9 protein-coding genes are annotated in these 16,690 nt (G+C 38.6%); 5 read left to right on the top strand and 4 right to left on the bottom strand.

The genetic code is table 11. The annotated features are described in order from the left end of the window. Nucleotides 1–239: 239 nt before the first annotated feature. From PL9631_RS03700 to PL9631_RS03710, 3 genes are all read left to right on the top strand, one after another. Nucleotides 240–4,793, top strand: a complete 4,554-nt coding sequence (locus tag PL9631_RS03700; RefSeq protein ID WP_083617117.1) for a PAS domain S-box protein — start codon at nucleotides 240–242, stop codon at nucleotides 4,791–4,793. Next, a complete protein-coding gene (locus PL9631_RS03705) occupies nucleotides 4,783–5,787 on the top strand; it encodes an ABC transporter substrate-binding protein (protein ID WP_083617120.1) in 1,005 nt (334 codons plus the stop codon). The genes PL9631_RS03700 and PL9631_RS03705 overlap by 11 nt, the downstream gene beginning before the upstream one ends. A 164-nt stretch (nucleotides 5,788–5,951) precedes the next feature. After that, entirely contained in the window at nucleotides 5,952–7,640 is a 1,689-nt protein-coding gene (locus tag PL9631_RS03710) for a sensor histidine kinase (RefSeq protein ID WP_083617123.1), read from the top strand. 35 nt (nucleotides 7,641–7,675) lie between these two features. Here PL9631_RS03710 and PL9631_RS03715 read toward each other — a convergent pair whose 3' ends face one another. From PL9631_RS03715 to PL9631_RS03725, 3 genes are all read right to left on the bottom strand, one after another. Further along, a complete protein-coding gene (locus tag PL9631_RS03715) occupies nucleotides 7,676–10,486 on the bottom strand; it encodes a two-partner secretion domain-containing protein (RefSeq protein WP_083617128.1) in 2,811 nt (936 codons plus the stop codon). 158 nt (nucleotides 10,487–10,644) lie between these two features. Beyond that, the gene (locus PL9631_RS03720; protein ID WP_083616166.1) at nucleotides 10,645–11,727 is read right to left on the bottom strand and encodes an IS630 family transposase; all 1,083 of its coding nucleotides are present in this window, start codon (nucleotides 11,725–11,727) and stop codon (nucleotides 10,645–10,647) included. Nucleotides 11,728–11,780: 53 nt separating this feature from the next. Then, the gene (locus tag PL9631_RS03725) at nucleotides 11,781–13,199 is read right to left on the bottom strand and encodes an ATP-binding protein (protein ID WP_083617130.1); all 1,419 of its coding nucleotides are present in this window, start codon (nucleotides 13,197–13,199) and stop codon (nucleotides 11,781–11,783) included. 272 nt (nucleotides 13,200–13,471) lie between these two features. Here PL9631_RS03725 and PL9631_RS03730 point away from each other — a divergent pair, with 272 nt between their 5' ends. After that, nucleotides 13,472–14,332 carry a GUN4 domain-containing protein gene (locus PL9631_RS03730; protein ID WP_083617133.1) on the top strand — a complete coding sequence of 287 codons (861 nt, stop codon included), beginning with the start codon at nucleotides 13,472–13,474 and terminating at the stop codon, nucleotides 14,330–14,332. Nucleotides 14,333–14,376: 44 nt separating this feature from the next. Here PL9631_RS03730 and PL9631_RS03735 read toward each other — a convergent pair whose 3' ends face one another. Next, complete coding sequence (locus PL9631_RS03735; RefSeq protein ID WP_083617136.1) at nucleotides 14,377–15,450, bottom strand: class I SAM-dependent methyltransferase; 1,074 nt, start codon at nucleotides 15,448–15,450, stop codon at nucleotides 14,377–14,379. A 398-nt stretch (nucleotides 15,451–15,848) separates the two neighbouring features. On the opposite strand from PL9631_RS03735, the gene aqpZ reads away from it, so the two are divergent. Then, a complete protein-coding gene (gene aqpZ / locus PL9631_RS03740) occupies nucleotides 15,849–16,598 on the top strand; it encodes an aquaporin Z (RefSeq protein WP_083617280.1) in 750 nt (249 codons plus the stop codon). Nucleotides 16,599–16,690: the final 92 nt, after the last annotated feature.

Consider the following 16,690-nt stretch of genomic DNA (forward strand, 5'->3'; position numbering starts at 1 on the left):
ACGCATATCGCCCTTCTGTCTGAATCAAGCGATCGCCTGATCCTGAATGCGCTATATATAGCGTCCTTGCGTAAGTCCTGTCTCCGTTTCCAGATTTCTTTTGGGTTAGCGATCGCTAACTCCTTAGTACGCTACATATAGCGTCACTGCGTAAGTCCTGTACCCATTACCCATTACCCATTACCCATTACCCATTACCCATTACCCATTACCCATTACCTACCCCAAATCTTAATTTTATGTCTAGTGATTCTGATAATTTGTTTATTTCTCCTTTACAAAAGGCTATCACTACTGATCCATTGACCGTGATGCCAGAAACAATATTAAGTGAGGCGATCGCAATTTTCAACCAATCTCAAACCACCTGTTTATTAACTCCCAATTCCTTAGCCATAAATCAGGGGAAAACCTGTCTAATTGTTACCGTAGATCACCGACCCATAGGAATATTAACCCATCGGGACATTGTGCGTTTAATTGCTCAACAAGTTGATCTCAAAAGTTTGACCGTCAGGGAAGTTATGACTCAACCAGTAATTACCCTGCAACAAACAGAATTTAGCCATTTAAGCACAACTTTAAACCTACTCCAAAAGCATAAAGTTCGCCATTTACCCTTAGTTAATCCCGATGGTAAATTAGTCGGTTTACTCACCCATCGAGATTTAAAAAATGCCCTAGAACCTACGGATTTATTAAAACTACGAACCATTGAGGAGGTAATGACTTCCAAGGTTGTACAAGCACCTGTTAATATTTCCCTCTTAAAATTGGCTGAGTTAATCAATTCTGCCCAGGTGAGTTGTGTGGTTTTAGTTGAGGAAAAAATCTGCAATCAACAGCCATTAAAAATTCCCATGGGTTTACTAACGGAAGGAGATATTATCAAGTTTCAAGCATTAGGTTTAGATTGGAACCTAGAAGCCAAAAGCTTCATGAGCACCCCCGTCTTTTGCCTAAAGCCCAATGATACATTATTAGCGGCTCATCTGTTAATGCAGAAACACCATATTAATCGAATACCGATTGTTGACGATCGCGGGGAACTCAGAGGAATTATTACTCCGACGAGCATTTTGCAAGGAATTAACCCGATTGATTTATTAGAATTAGTGAATGTATTGCGACAAAAAGTTAATAATTTAGAAGTCCAAAAACTACAATTACTTCAAAGTCAAAATACTAAACTTGAAGAAAAAATTCAAGAACGAACAAATGCTTTAAAACGGGCTAATCAAAAATTGAAAGATGAGATTCAAGAACGAAATTTGATCGAAGCTAAAATGGCTTTACAGGCTTCTCTTTTAGATCAGGTACAGAATGCTATTATTGCCACGGATTTAGAAGGAATAATAATTTATTGGAATCAATATGCTCAAACTTTATATCAGTGGACAGCAAAAGAAGCCCTAGGTAATAATATTATTAATTTTTTTGTTCCTCTGGATCAACAGGATTTAGCCGAGGAAATTGTTTATGAAGTTATCAACAAAGGATATTGGGAAGGAGAATTTACCACCTCGCGTAAAGATGGTAGCACTTTACCGATTCATGTTTTTGATACTTTAATTCGAGATCAAGCGGGAAATCCCATCGGTTTAGTCGGGATTAGTTTTGATATTAGCGAACGCAAAAAAGCAGAACAGCAATTACACCAACGAGTTCAAAGGGAACGGCTATTTTACCAAACCGCCCTGCATATTCGTCAATCTCTGAATTTAACCGATATTCTGAATAATGCCGTGGTTGATATTCGGACAATTCTCAATTGTGATCGGGTTTTAGTCTATGAATTTGATTCTACATTTAATGGAACAATTGTGGCGGAATCGGTGGGAGAGGGCTGGACTTCCTGCTTAGGAATGTATTTGGAAGATATTTGTTTTAAAGCCGGAGGTGCTTTGGATTATTTGCAAGGTAAAAAAATTGCTATTAATAATATTCAAACAGCAAATTTATCAGAATGTCATGAACAATTATTAACTCGACTTCAGGTTAAATCTAATTTAGTTGTGCCGATTTTAATTCAAGATCAGAATCGAGAAAATGGAAATTTTATTTGGGGATTGTTAATCGCACATCAATGTTCTTCTCCTCGCAATTGGCAGCCCAGTGAATTAGAATTATTAGATGAAATTGCGGTGCAATTGTCAATTGGTATTCAACAATCCCAACTTTATCAAACGGCGGAAATGGAAATCAAAGAACGACAAAAAATTGAACATAAGTTAAGAATTCTGAATCAACAATTAGAAACTAGAATTTTAGATCGAACTGCTAAATTAGAACGTCAAGAACGCAAATCCCGTTTATTTGCCGAAATCGCTTTAAAAATTCGTCAATCTTTAGATATTGACCAAATTTTACAAACTACTGTAACCGAAGTTCAAAATATTTTAGGGTGCGATCGCGTGTTAATTTATCGAGTCTTTGACAATGGAACAGGAAAGACGATCGCAGAAAGTGTATTACCCGGATGGAATTCCATTCTCAATGTTGACTTTCCCGAAGAAGTTTTTCCCCTAGAATATCAACAACTTTATTCTAATAGAACTGTAAAAGCTATTGCAGATATCTACCAAACCTATCAAGAGACTACTCCCTGTTTAGTTGAATTTTTACAAGAATGGAAGATTAAAGCTAAATTGATTGTTCCGATTATTCAAAATAATATTTTTTGGGGATTTATGATTGCCCATCACTGTGTTTCTCCTCGAAAATGGACGGATTTTGAGATTGAACTGATGCGAGAAATTGCCGATCAAGTGGGTGTGGCTTTAGAACAAGCTCAATTAGTAGAAACCCTGCGGGAAAGAGAACAATTTATTGAAAGTATTGCCGATAGTAGTCCTAATATTTTATATCTCTACGATGTAGAGCAGAATCGCAGTATTTATAATAGCCGATCCTTAACGAACATTTTAGGATATACCTCGCTAGAATTATCTATAATGGGGGATAACTTTTCAATGCTTTTTCATCCTGATGATCAAGAAACAGTCATTAAACACCTAGAAGAAACCGCTCAAATGAGTGATCGAGAGATTAGTTACGTGGAATATCGCATCCAGCATAAAAATAAGGAATGGTTATGGTTTTCCAGTCATGCTACTGTGTTTAAACGAGATTCATCAGGAAACACCCAACAAATTTTAGGCGTGGCTCAAAATATTAGCGATCGCAAACAGGCTGAAGATAATCTTAAACGTCAGTTAGCGGCTGTAGAGGCTTCTATTGATGGAATTTCTATTTTAAAAAATGAAGAATATATTTATGTGAATAATGCCCACTTAAAACTATTTGGTTATAGTAGTCCCGAAGAATTATTAACTAAAAATTGGCGAGTCCTTTATACTTTGGAGGTAGTAAAATGGTTTGAAAAAGATATATTTCCCCTGTTAAAACAACAAAAATTCTGGCGGGGAGAAACCATCGGTTTAAGAAAAGATGGTACAACTTTTAATCAAGAGGTTTCCTTTACCGTCACCGAAGATGGGGATTATATTTGTATTTCTCAAGATATTAGTGAACGCCAAGCTGCCCTACACGAACGCCAACAAGCTGAAATTCAACTGCGTCAAACCAATGAACAATTGGCGATCGCCAACGCCGAACTTGCTCGGGCTTCCCGTCTGAAAGATGAATTTCTAGCAAATATGAGCCACGAACTCAGGACGCCCCTGAACTCAATTTTAGGAATGTCAGAAGTCCTACAAGAACAAACCTTTGGAGAACTCAATGAACAACAAAATCAAGCCCTAAAGCTAATTTATAGAAATGGAAAATACCTACTCGAACTAATTAACGATATTCTCGATCTCTCCAAAATTGAAGCCGGAAAATTAGACCTAGAATGCTCTCCCGTTTCTGTGAATGAACTCTGTCAACACAGTTTAAGTTTTGTCAAACAACAGGCTCACCAAAAAAATATTCGCCTCAGTTATCAGATTGAAGATGTCACCGAAGCCCTGAATGTAGATGAACGTCGCATCCGTCAAGTTTTAATTAATTTGCTCAATAATGCGGTAAAATTTACCTCTGAGGGTGGGAGGGTGCGCCTGGAAGTCAGAGGAGATATCGATGAAAAAAGGGTGTGTTTTTCCGTCATTGATAATGGAATTGGTATTGCTCTCGAAGATCAAGCCCGATTATTTCAAGTGTTTGTACAAATTGATAGCCGTTTATCCCGACGTTATGAAGGCACAGGTTTAGGATTAGTTTTAGTTAAAAAACTCGTGGAAATGCACGGCGGGACGGTTACCCTTGACAGTCAACCCGGAAAAGGCAGTTGCTTTACCGTCGCCCTCCCTTGGAATCCTGGGAGAGAATTGCCGACGCTGACTCCAGCGAAACTTTTAGACAGATCAGCCTGGTCGGGGAACACCCCTCGACAATCAAAACGTCCTTTAATTTTGCTGGCTGAAGACAATCCCGACAATATTCAAACCCTGCTTAACTACCTACAGGCGAAGGGATTTGATCTCGAAGTCGCCAAAAATGGGATCGAAGCAGTTCAAAAAGCGGTTAGTCTGCATCCAGATTTGATTTTAATGGATATTTCCATGCCAGAAATGGACGGCTTGGAAGCCATGCGCCAGATTCGGGCTAACCCACAACGGGCTACCCTACCCATCATTGCCCTCACTGCTTTTGCAATGGCTGGGGACAGGGAAAAATGTTTAGCAGCCGGAGCGAATGAATATCTGGCTAAACCCGTACAAATTCGGCAGTTAGTTCAGTTAATTCAGAGTTTTCTGTGGGAAAATCAGAGGAATAATCATGAACAATAGTAGAATTCCAGCCAAAAAATCCCGTAAATTGATTCATTTTTTTTCGTTGGGAATGTTAATCTGTATCGGTTTAGGAATATTAGTTAGTTGTTTTGAGCAACCGACAATACCCCTGCTTGTAGGCGTTAATAATTGGCCGGGTTTCGCCCCTTTATATTTAGCCGAGGAGTTGGGTTACTATCAAAATACTTCGATTGATATTGTTGATTATCCCTCTACAACGGAAGTTAGTAACGCGCTGCGTAGTGGGAATTTACAAGCAGGAGGGATGAGCATTGATGAAAACTTAATCCTGGCGGAAACCTTTCCAGAGGTTAGGGCAATTATGTTGATAGATGTATCCAATGGTGCAGATGTAATTATCGGGAAACCGGAGTTACAAACCCTAGCAGATATTAAAGGAAAAAAAGTCGGGGTGGAAAACACCGCATTAGGGGCTTATATACTGAGTCGGGCACTTGATAAAGCCGGACTTTCTCTACAGGATATTACTGTGGTTTCCCTGGATTTCTCGGAACATGAAGCTGGGTTTAAACAGGGTGAAGTTGATGCCGTTGTTACCTTTGAACCGGTTCGGTCTAATTTACTGGCAACTGGTGCTAAAGTCTTATTTGATACCACCAAAATACCGGGGGAAGTAGTGGATGTGTTGGTGGTACGTCAGGATACCTTAGAAACTCAATCTAAGGATTTAGAGCAGTTAGTGCGGGGCTGGTTTATGGCATTAGATTATTTAAAAAAAGAACCGGAAAATGCGGCTAAAATTATGGCAAGACGGGGAGGAATCACAGCGAAGGAATTTTTGGATTCTCTCAAATTACTGAGTTTTTTTACACCCACAGAAAATCAAAAACTTCTCTCGCAAACCGATCCGAGTATGGTTAATTCTGCTAATAAATTATCTAAATTAATGCAGGAAAAGAAACTACTACAATCAAATATAGATTTTTCCTCATTATTAGATGCTCGTTTTTTCACTCAATTGAATCAGTAATAATCAGTCATCAGTCATCAGTCATCAGTTATCAGTGTAAGAGTTAATACCATTACCCATTACCCTGTTACTGAGCGAAGTCGAAGTATTACCCATTACCCATTACCCATTACCCATTACCCATTCCTAATTCCCATTCCTAATTCCCCCTAAACCTCGAATCCATGAAACGTTTTGCTTTTAGTCTACCTCTGCGCGTCACTATTCCCAGTTTACTTCTATTTTTAAGTAGTGGACTAGGTTTATATAGTTTTATAACAGAAGTAAACGCAACCTACAAACGTCAGGAAAACAGAGTTGTAGAACAGGCAGATTTTTATAGTGAAAAAACTGTTGGCCTCTTAGAATTTATTTTACGGCGAGTTAACATAGATAATAAAAGTTTAGATGGGGCAAAGTTGGTGATTGGTGAAACGGGAGAAGAACCTAACTTACAATTATCAGCTTTCCTAGATGAAAATAATATTGTTATTTTTTCCAATTACTATCAATTACAACAAAAACCCATAATTAATACAAGTTTTTCCTATCTTTACCCCCAGATTCAACAGGCTAAACAAACCAAAGTTACAGAAAAAGTTTGGTCAGATAATCGGCAAATTTTAAAGGTGATTACCCCCGTCATACTTCCCCCAAAACCCAATCAATTGCGTCCTCAAGTGGGAACCCTACTCTCAATTTATGATCTAACTCAAACCAAAAAACAAGCCTATCAAGATGCCTTAAACCGTTCTTTACAAATGAATGCAGTGGTGCTAATTATTTGTTTATTGGTGTGGTTATTTTTTGAAATGACCTTAACCAAAAGAGTCTCGAGGTTGGTATTAGTGAGCCAGAATTTAGCTCAGGGAGATTTAAGCGATCGCAGCCGCCTAGAAGGGTCAGATGAATTAGCTCAAATTTCTATAGCATTTGATCAAATGGCCGAAAAAATTGAACAGGATACCTATAGTTTACAGGAATCTCAAATCGAATTGCAACAAAAAGCCACCGAATTAGAAAAAACTCTCACCCAACTCAAACAAACCCAAACCCAATTATTACAAAGCGAAAAAATGTCAAGTTTGGGTCAATTAGTTGCCGGAATTGCCCATGAAATTAATAATCCGGTGAGTTTTATTTTTGGAAATATCACCTATGCCAAAGAATATACAGATAGCCTACTCCATTTAATTTCCTTATATCAAACCCATTATCCCCAACCTGTCCCCGAAATTCAAACCGAAATTGATGAATTAGACTTAGAATTTATCACCTCAGACCTCCAGAAAATGTTCAATTCTATGCTAACCGGAAGTCAAAGAATTTCCGATATTGTCCTATCCTTGCGTTCATTTTCCCGTTTAGATGAAGCGGATATTAAAACCATAGATTTACATGAAAATCTTGATAACACCTTGATGATTTTAAAGCATCGTCTCAAAGCCCAAGCGTCTCGACCAAAAATTAAAATTGTCAAAAATTATGGCAATATTCCCTTAATTCATTGCTATGTCGGTCAACTGAATCAAGTGTTTATGAATATTTTTATTAATGCCATTGATGCCCTAGAAACAGTCCAACAAAACAGCCCACCCCAAATTTCCATCCATACGGATATTGTCACCGATTCCCAACCAAAAAAATGGGTACAAATTCAAATTTCTGATAATGGCTCAGGCATGGCTGAAACCGTTCGGAGTCGAATTTTTGAACCCTTTTTTACCACCAAACCCGTTGGTCGCGGGACAGGCATGGGTTTAGCCATCAGTTATCAAATTATTGTCGAAAAACATCAAGGTCAACTGCTGTGTACCTCTACACCTGGAGAAGGGAGTACCTTTATCATTACCTTACCCATTCGTAATTCGTAATTCGTAATTCGTAATTCGTAATTCGTAATTACCTCTTAACATTGAGGAGGTAACACACCTGTAGGCTGTGGTGTACCGTTGGGAGGATTAGTCACTAATTCGATAACCCCATCAGCCCGAACTATCCATCCTTGAGCCTCCTGAATATTTCGCCGTAGAGACGTGCCAATAGCCTTCGGCATGGCTGCGCCCGGGCGCGTCTCTACAGGAGATATTCTGGTGACAGGGGATGTTGTCGTGGGTTCAACTAAATTAATCCAATTGATGACCGTGGGTTCAGAACTTAAAGCATCATTGGGACTCGCAGGTAAACCCCCCCGTCCAGTAATCACAAATTGATTTTGTTCATTTCCCGAACACCGAGTTGTAATTAAGGTGGTGGGGTCAACCAAATTACTCGGTAACGACCCTATCCCGGCACTGGGGTCAACTTCTGGACTACTAATTTCCACCGCCCCGCTAAATTCCGCCCCTAACTCACTGGTGGCGGTAATATCACTGTTAGGAGTCTGAAATTCTCGAAACTGGGTTCCAAACACTCCTTGAGCATTAATTCTCACCTGTCCCCCTTTCCCTGCCTGAGCATTAGCGGTAATATCACTATTTTCCAAAGCCACTAAATTAGACGTTCCCAGGGTAATATTTCCCCCATCGGCGTTACTGGCATTAGTGGTAATTTGGCTATCCCGTCGCAGTTCCACCAGGCGCGCCTGTAACCGAATATTTCCCCCGGTTCCGGCTACCGTGGCGGCGCTAATGGTTCCGTCATTATCCAATAAAACCCTATCCGCCTGAATTTCCAAGTTACCCGCGGCCCCTTCATTGGTTCCCCGCACCCCAATTTCCGCCCCATTTCGCACCGTTAACCGTCCGGTATTAATCCGCAAATCCCCCGCACTACCCGCGCCACTGGTATTCGACTCAATAGAACTAGGAACAATACCATCGCCAATAGTTCCAAAGGAAACAGCTTCCACCGATTCATCAATATTGGTGGCAAAGCCCACCACATCAATGGAGTCCGAGGCATTTAAGGTTAAATTTCCGGCCGCCCCTTCCCCGCCAGTGGCCGCCGAAATTTGGGCTCCGTCGCGCACAACTAACCGTTGAGTATTCACGGTTAAATCCCCGGCGGGTGCGGTGCCTTTTTGTCCCTGGACGGTTAAGAGGGAAGATGAGGTGAGTAACCCACTCAAAAACCGCCCATCCTGGGACACGCCCCGCAGTTGTACCGATTCCGCATTCACAGTTAAATTGCCCCCTTTCCCCGCCCCCGCAGCCGAAGCAGATACCTGCGCCCCTTCGGCAACGGTCAGTTCCCGGCTGTTAATCGTGATATCCCCCGCGCCTCCAGTACCCAGGGTGGCGGTAAACAATCCCCCCGGGGAAGCGACGCCCGATTTCACCCCCCGCAGTTCCACGGTATCGGCATTCACCGTAATATTTCCCCCCTGACCTTCCCCGGAACGCCCGGGACTGGTGATGATATATCCATCTTGCAGGACGCGCAATTGGGGGGTAAAAATATTGATATCTCCCGAATCGCCAGGGCTAATAGTTCCGGTGACTACAATGGAACCGTTAGTAATATCAACGGATTTTGAGGCCAATAGGTTAATATTTCCCCCTGACCCCACCCCCACGGTCGGGGTTAAAATCGTCGCCCCGTTCATAATCTGGATTTGTTGAGTTTCTAGGGTGACATTTCCCGAAGCTCCTTCACCCACACTGACGCTAAAAATACCGTCATAAAGATTAGTGGGACTAAACTGTTCGGATAATAATTGTTCGATGAAAGATAGGGGTTGAGTTCCGACTAAATCAATCGAATTTTTGGCTTTAATATTAATATTTCCGGCGTTTCCTGTGCCAATGGTGGAGGAGGAGATAAAAGCACGATTATCTAATTGAAATTGTTCGGCTTGAATTTGGATTCCAGCCCCATTTAGGGCATCTAAAGTATTAGAAATAATCCGAGAACTATCGGTGAGGGAAACCATGCCTCCTTGAATGGTAATTAATCCCCCTCCGGCTCCACTGGTATCAATTTGACTTTGATTTAATAATTTAATTGAGCCGAATTGAAGGGTAGGGGCGTTGAATTGTTCGGGTTGGGGTTGTAAAGACCAAGTGCCATTTTTTAGGGCTGCTAATTCAATTCTACCATTAAAAGCGGTCAGATAACCTTGATTTAAAATCACATCTCCGCCGATTAAACTAATATTTTGACCGGGTTGGACTTGTAATCCTGTTTTTGCACTATTCCCATCAACTCCTATACCTAAAGATTGGGATTGATTTGTAATAGCACCGGGTTGATTTCCTAGTTGTAACCCGATAGGAACATTAACGGTTAATAGGGGCGGTGCTTGGGGATTGCTGGCACTAAATTCACCACCCTGCTCAAAAATAATACTATTAGCGGTACTAGCAGTAAAAGACCCTCCAATATTTAGTTGAGCATTGGGGCCAAATAATATTCCATTGGGATTAATTAAGAATATATTGGCTGTACCATTGGCTTGAATTAAACCTTGAATATTGGAAATATTATTGCCTGTAACCCGACTCATAATATTTTTAATCTCAATAGAATTATTGAAAAAGGCAGCCACACCTTCGGGAACTGAAAACTCTTTAAAACTATGGAATAAGTTAATCCCATTTTGGGTTCCACCTTCTATTTTAATGATACTACCATCGGGGGTAATAATAGTATTTTGAGGTAGGGTTTGGTCGGGTATAATTTGAGCGATCACTTTTGATAAATTCCAACTATTAATTAAGGGAAAAACCAATAAAATCAATGTTGTTTTCAAAAGAGATTTATTGTTTAAATTTTTCATATCTAATTCCTCAAATTAAGGGTTGAAAAACGGAAAATATAGCAAATCAATTTCCCTGATTTAATATAGAAACTTGTTTTTTGTACAGATTATTTTGCATCGGCATTTCCTGAGTAAGTAGGTGGTCATAAATAAAGTCAATAATAGAAAAAGATTGTTTAGGATAATTCTTGAGAGTTACTCAGGGAATTAAATCGCAAGCGATCGCAGGTACAATCATTTCTTTCGTTTCTATCTTCAATGGCTTGAATCACAGCTTGGCTCAAATCATATTCATCTTCAAACATTCTTCCCGCCAGTTCATGAGTTTTTAATTGATGCCATTCTGGTTCGATTTCATTCAATTCAGGGCTATAAGCAGACAGGAAGAAAAATTCTAATTTTTTGTCTTGCCACTCCCTTTCTTTTTCTTGTATTTTTTGACTTTTATGGACACTGTAGTTATCTTGAATCAGTACGGTAATTTGTCGAGTATTTTGAAAATGCTTTTCAGCTTTTTCCGCTTGCCAATCTATAAATTTTATGTAATTCTCACTTGTAATTCCTGACAAACTTAAACCGTACTCAAAACTTTTTCCTTTTTCTAATACTCCAATTACATTCAATCTTTTTCCTCGCTTTTTCGTCTGGTTTATTTGTTTCTGCTTCCCCTTTTTTACATAGGTGTAACTCACAGGACTCCATAAACAAAAACCTGCCTCATCTAAATATTTTAATCTGACCAAACCCTCTTCTTCATAACGCTTTAACGTCTCCAAATCTCTTTTCTTGCTCGCTGTTTTTTCGGGATTCTGTTTTTTCTTTAAACTGGCTTTTGTTCTTTTCCAGCGCCAGTCTTTTTTTTTTAAGATTTTTCTAATTCTTTCTGCGCTTAGTGCGATCGCTCTCTCTCGCAGAAGTTTTTCCGACAGTTGACGGCTATTATAAGTTCTTTCATCTGACTCTATACAAGTTTCTAAATATTCTATATCTTCTTCTTTCCACCTCCGTTTTCTTCCCGAACGAGGAGCATCAAATAATCCTTCTTTTTCTTGATTTATCCATCGAGTTATTGTTTTTCTTACCATGGCTTCTGAACACCTTAAAGTCTGGGCTATTTTTGAGACCATCCATCCTCCATCACTAAACATTAATATATCTATTCTCTGCCTTGTTCTTTTCGGAACTTTCTCTTGCTGATACAGAGTTAGTAGCTCTTGTTTTTCTTCTTCTGTTAGTTGAATTCTTAACCTCAGTGGCATGACTATTCCTCTGATATTTCTTCATTTCTTATTTTAACTCTATTTATGACCACCTACTTAATGGGAATTTCAATAATAAATTCTGTTCCCTGTCCCGGGGTAGAAATACATTGTAAACTACCTTGATGTTTTTCCACCACTATATTTTTGCAGATAGATAAACCAATCCCAGTGCCTTTCCCTACGGGTTTAGTCGTCAAGAAAGGTTCAAATAAATTATTTAAAATTTCCTCAGCCATACCCCCAGCATTATCACTAATTTTAATCGTGACATTATGATCATTGATAATATCAGTTTTAATCACAATCTGACCCGGATTAACCTGCAATTGTTCCATATTTTTTTGTTGATTGTTTTCTTCAATGGCATCAATCGCATTCGCTAAAATATTCATAAAAACTTGATTCATTTCTCCTCCATAACATTCAACCAAAGGTAAAGAAGAACTATATTCTTTGACTACATGAATTGCGGGATGATCCTGTTTTCGTTTTAACCGATTTTGTAAAATCATTAAGGTGCTATCAATGCCTTCATGAAGATTAGTTGCTCTCATTTTAGAACCATCCTGACGGGCAAAACTGCGTAAACTCAGAACAATTTCTCGAATTCGTTCTGCACCCACCTGCATCGATTCTAACATCTTAGGCAAATCTTCTAAAATAAAGTTTAATTCTACTGCTTCAACTTGCTGTTTAATCACCGGATGGGGATTAGAATAATACCGTTGATAAAGTTCAAAAATATTTAAAAGATTGTCGGTATATTCTTGAACATAAGCTAAATTTCCATAAATAAAATTAACCGGATTATTGATTTCATGGGCAATTCCCGCTAACATCTGCCCTAGGATTGACATTTTTTCATTATTCACTAACTGGGTCTGAATAATCTTAATTTGGTTTAAACAGTGTTCTAAAGCAATTTTATTATTTTCTGATTCTGCCATGGATATTTTTAATGCTTGAGCGGAGGATTCGACCGCCATCTCTAATTGATGATTGATTTTTTCAATTTGCAACTTTTCCTGTATTTCTATTTCTAACTGCTCTTGCAATAAATGATAGCTTTGTCTAATTTCTTTTCGAGCTTCTGCCATCCTCAAATAGTTACTAACTTTAAGTAAAAATTCCTCGGTTTCTAAGCAAGTAAAAAGATAATCCATCACCCCTAAGCTCAACCATGTTTTAATAGTTTCTTGTTCCTGGGAGTTCGTAATTAAAATAATCGGAATATTTAGACCCGAACTCTGCAATTGTTGACAAAACAAAAATTCATTCTCACCGGGCATGGAAACCGCTATAAAAATCAAATCAGCTAAAGAGGATTCCTCCATAGAAACCGCAGATTTATCAAGGTTTACCGACAATAAATTGACCTGTTTTTGACTCAATAAATCTAATAATATATGTAGGTCAATTGAACGATTATCAATAATTAATATGGTAGTTAATGCGGACTCACTCATCATTTCTTATTCCTCAATAAATAGTCAAAATTTACAATTGATTGCCTTTGATAAATTGTTTGAATAGGGGATTGGACAACTAACCTGTACAAAAAAGATATAACTTATTATTTGCCTTAACTGCCTTGCCCTAATATTCTCTCAAGAGTACCCCAGATACCTAAATCATACAATATTGTTAGGAAATGACAGGAAATTGAGGAATAAGGTTTCGAGGGTGGCGGAATGTTAACATACGACAAACCCCCTAATACCGACTTTACCCCCTTGATTCCATGAGCTTTCAATGTCCAGTCTGTGACTCTGACTATCAAAAACCGATTCCGCAAACTTGTTTAGTCTGTGGATGGGATTTACAATTCCATATATCAATACCAGAAGGTTTAAAACAGAATCAAAATCATTTAGATTGGGCAAAACAAACTTGGAAATACCGCCAAATTGTCGATATTGACCAACATAAAACTCCTTCTAAATCAAAAAAAAGATTAACTATTGCCGATCTTTTACCTCGGTTAGAATCCCTGGAAAATCAACTCCAACAAGCTACTCGGGAAAGACAAAACCTACAAAATTTGTTAGACTGGATATTACATTATTTAGAAAGTATTAACCCGGAATTATTAGTTAATATAACTCCCCCATCCGATCAAAATTTTCCTCAATCAGAAATTGGCATAGACTACAGTTCCCTGATTGAATTATTAGCCCATGGAGATTGGAAAACCGCCGATGAATATACCTGGAAATTAATGTTATATATTGCCGAAAGAGAAGCCGAAAAATGGTTAAGACCCGAAGATATTGAACGGTTTCCCTGTACGGATTTAAACACTCTAAATTGGCTCTGGGAATATTATAGTCAGGGATTATTTAGTTTAACCCGTCAATGGGAAATTTTCTATAATTTAGAAGGAGATTATCCAAAATTTTGTGACCAAGTTGGTTGGTGTCGGGGAGAAAGTTGGCTTTATTATGAAGAATTAAATTTTACCCTGAATGCACCTTTAGGACATTTACCTATTATTGCTTGGCGAAAACGAGCCTGTTATGGTGTAGGTAATACAACACCAAACGAAAATTTATCCTTAATTTTTTCGCGCCTTTCCACCTGTAGTAAGCCCTTCAGGGCTTAATCCCCCAAAACTTAAAAATATACAAGAAAGCCCTAAAGGGCTTACTACGGTTTTTTTAGGATTAAGATATCTTGGTAGTTGGTAGCTAGTGTTCGTCCACACCATAACCCATAATATTTGGCGGAAACTGTAAAACCCAATGCTTGAATCCACTTCATAACTAAGGCTTCTCGATGACCCATATCACTTTCGGGAATTTCTAAATTAGAGAAAAATGAGTCTTCAAATTCATGGATTAAATTTTGAGAACTTTTTCCTGCTTTAATCAGGGCTTCTGATTCTTCATTTAATAAAAAGAATGTACATAAACACCGTCCTCCGGGTTTAAGCACTCGATAAACTTCTTTAAGATAATTCTGAACTGCATTCGCATATAAGTGGGTAAATACGGAAGTTAGGAAAACAAAATCAAATTGTTCATCTGCATAGGGGAAATCATAGTTTTCTACTTTAATTGTTCCTTCTGTATTATAGCGTTTACTATAAATATTTGCCCATTTAAAGTTAAAATTAGGTCGATGTTCATGAATCATAGATTGATTCCAGTTAATCCATTTTTCAACAATATCAAACCCTTCATAACGAGCGCTATCATCTAAATAATAGGCGAGGGAATAGGCCATGCGACCCACGCCACATCCGGCATCTAAAATAGATTCGTGGGGTTTTAGTTGCGCTTTATTCACAAAATGACCAAGAAAATCACAGGCGACAAATTTAAAACTTCCTCCGACTCCTACTCGGTCTTCTTTCTCTGGAACCGGAAGACTAGATTCTAATAAATTAAATAAAACTTCTCCTGCTTCTCCGTTGACTAAAGGAATTAATTGTACTAAAGTATTAAATTGATTCGGTGCAACCACCTCTACAGGAATATAAATTAAAAATCGAGCTTGGTCAGCTTTAGGTAAGGTGGGAAATAGTTTATAAACATCGGGACTAGGCAGGTTTTTTTCAATTTTGAATTGAGTGATTTCTTGCCCCCCAATGATTAACTTAAACCCTTCTATGGGTTCACCTTGCAGTGAAGTTATCCATCCTTTTAAGCGGACATGATCGGTTTCTAGGGTGACATCTCCTAAACAACCTAGGGTTTTGAGGGGGGGATTAGATTCCATAAGGTAATTTTTGCTAACTTTAATTAGATAGGGAATTATTATCTTATTTTTGTTAACTTGTCAAGGGTAATAATATTAATAAATATAAATAAAATGTAGACTGTAGGTTGAAAAACAAACAGATTGATCATGTATTTTTAGCTTTAAGTTTATACTAATGCTTACTGATCACCGATCTCTTAATCAAAACAATTTTAAAAGATAACATCTTAAATTATTTTTTACAATAAATGATAATTTTTATGATTTCTTAACAATTGATCAAGGAATTATTAATTTTTACTGAATTTGCCACATATCACACCAAAATTAAACAATTTTATGGTAGGTTTCAACTGAAACTTATCAGGGTTAAACCTGATAGTTCAACTCCAGATATATTTTCAAGAGGTTTAATCATGCCGCTAACTAAGAGATGTATTGCCGAATTCTTTGGAACATTTTGGCTAGTGTTTGGTGGATGTGGATCGGCTGTTTTTGCTGCGGCATTTCCAGATGGAACGACTAATGCCCTGGGGATTGGATTTGCTGGGGTGTCATTAGCGTTTGGTTTAACCGTTTTAACCATGGCCTATGGCATAGGTCATATTTCCGGTTGCCATCTCAATCCGGCCGTTTCCTTTGGATTATGGGCGGGTAAACGCTTCTCAGGAGGCAAAGATTTAGCCATGTATATTGGCTCTCAAGTGGTTGGAGCGATTGTCGCATCCTTAGTGATTTATTTAATTGTCACGGGGAAAGCTGGATTTGATCCCGTTGCCTTTAGAAGTGGTTCCAACCCCTTTGCTACCAATGGATATGGAGAACATTCTCCCGGCGGTTATAATCTCGTTTCTGCTCTGATCGGTGAATTTGTCTTGACCTTCATGTTCTTAATGGTGATTATGGGATCAACCGATCGCCGCGCCCCTCAAGGCTTTGCCCCCATTGCCATTGGTTTAGGATTAACCTTGATTCACTTAATCGGAATTCCCGTTACCAATGTATCTGTAAATCCGGCCCGTAGCACTGGCCCCGCATTATTTGTGGGTGGTTGGGCTATCCAACAATTATGGTTATTCTGGGTCGCTCCGATTTTGGGAGGAATTGCCGCCGGGTTCACCTATAACAATTTATTTGGTGAATCTCCATCTGATCCCAATTCTTAATCTAAAACAGTTTTAAATTAATCCTCGTTTTGTGTTTTGTTTAAAACCTTTCCCTGTAAGTAGGTGGTCAAAAAGCTCGTTGTTGCGCTTGG

The organism is Planktothrix paucivesiculata PCC 9631 (assembly GCF_900009265.2).
Classification (GTDB): domain Bacteria; phylum Cyanobacteriota; class Cyanobacteriia; order Cyanobacteriales; family Microcoleaceae; genus Planktothrix; species Planktothrix paucivesiculata.

Coding starts and splice junctions, on each gene's coding strand:
- PL9631_RS03700 (WP_083617117.1), top strand. CDS start 240: ATGTCTAGTGATTCTGATAATTTGTTTATTTCTCCTTTACAAAAGGCT.
- PL9631_RS03705 (WP_083617120.1), top strand. CDS start 4,783: ATGAACAATAGTAGAATTCCAGCCAAAAAATCCCGTAAATTGATTCAT.
- PL9631_RS03710 (WP_083617123.1), top strand. CDS start 5,952: ATGAAACGTTTTGCTTTTAGTCTACCTCTGCGCGTCACTATTCCCAGT.
- PL9631_RS03715 (WP_083617128.1), bottom strand. CDS start 10,486: ATGAAAAATTTAAACAATAAATCTCTTTTGAAAACAACATTGATTTTA.
- PL9631_RS03720 (WP_083616166.1), bottom strand. CDS start 11,727: ATGCCACTGAGGTTAAGAATTCAACTAACAGAAGAAGAAAAACAAGAG.
- PL9631_RS03725 (WP_083617130.1), bottom strand. CDS start 13,199: ATGATGAGTGAGTCCGCATTAACTACCATATTAATTATTGATAATCGT.
- PL9631_RS03730 (WP_083617133.1), top strand. CDS start 13,472: ATGAGCTTTCAATGTCCAGTCTGTGACTCTGACTATCAAAAACCGATT.
- PL9631_RS03735 (WP_083617136.1), bottom strand. CDS start 15,450: ATGGAATCTAATCCCCCCCTCAAAACCCTAGGTTGTTTAGGAGATGTC.
- aqpZ (WP_083617280.1), top strand. CDS start 15,849: ATGCCGCTAACTAAGAGATGTATTGCCGAATTCTTTGGAACATTTTGG.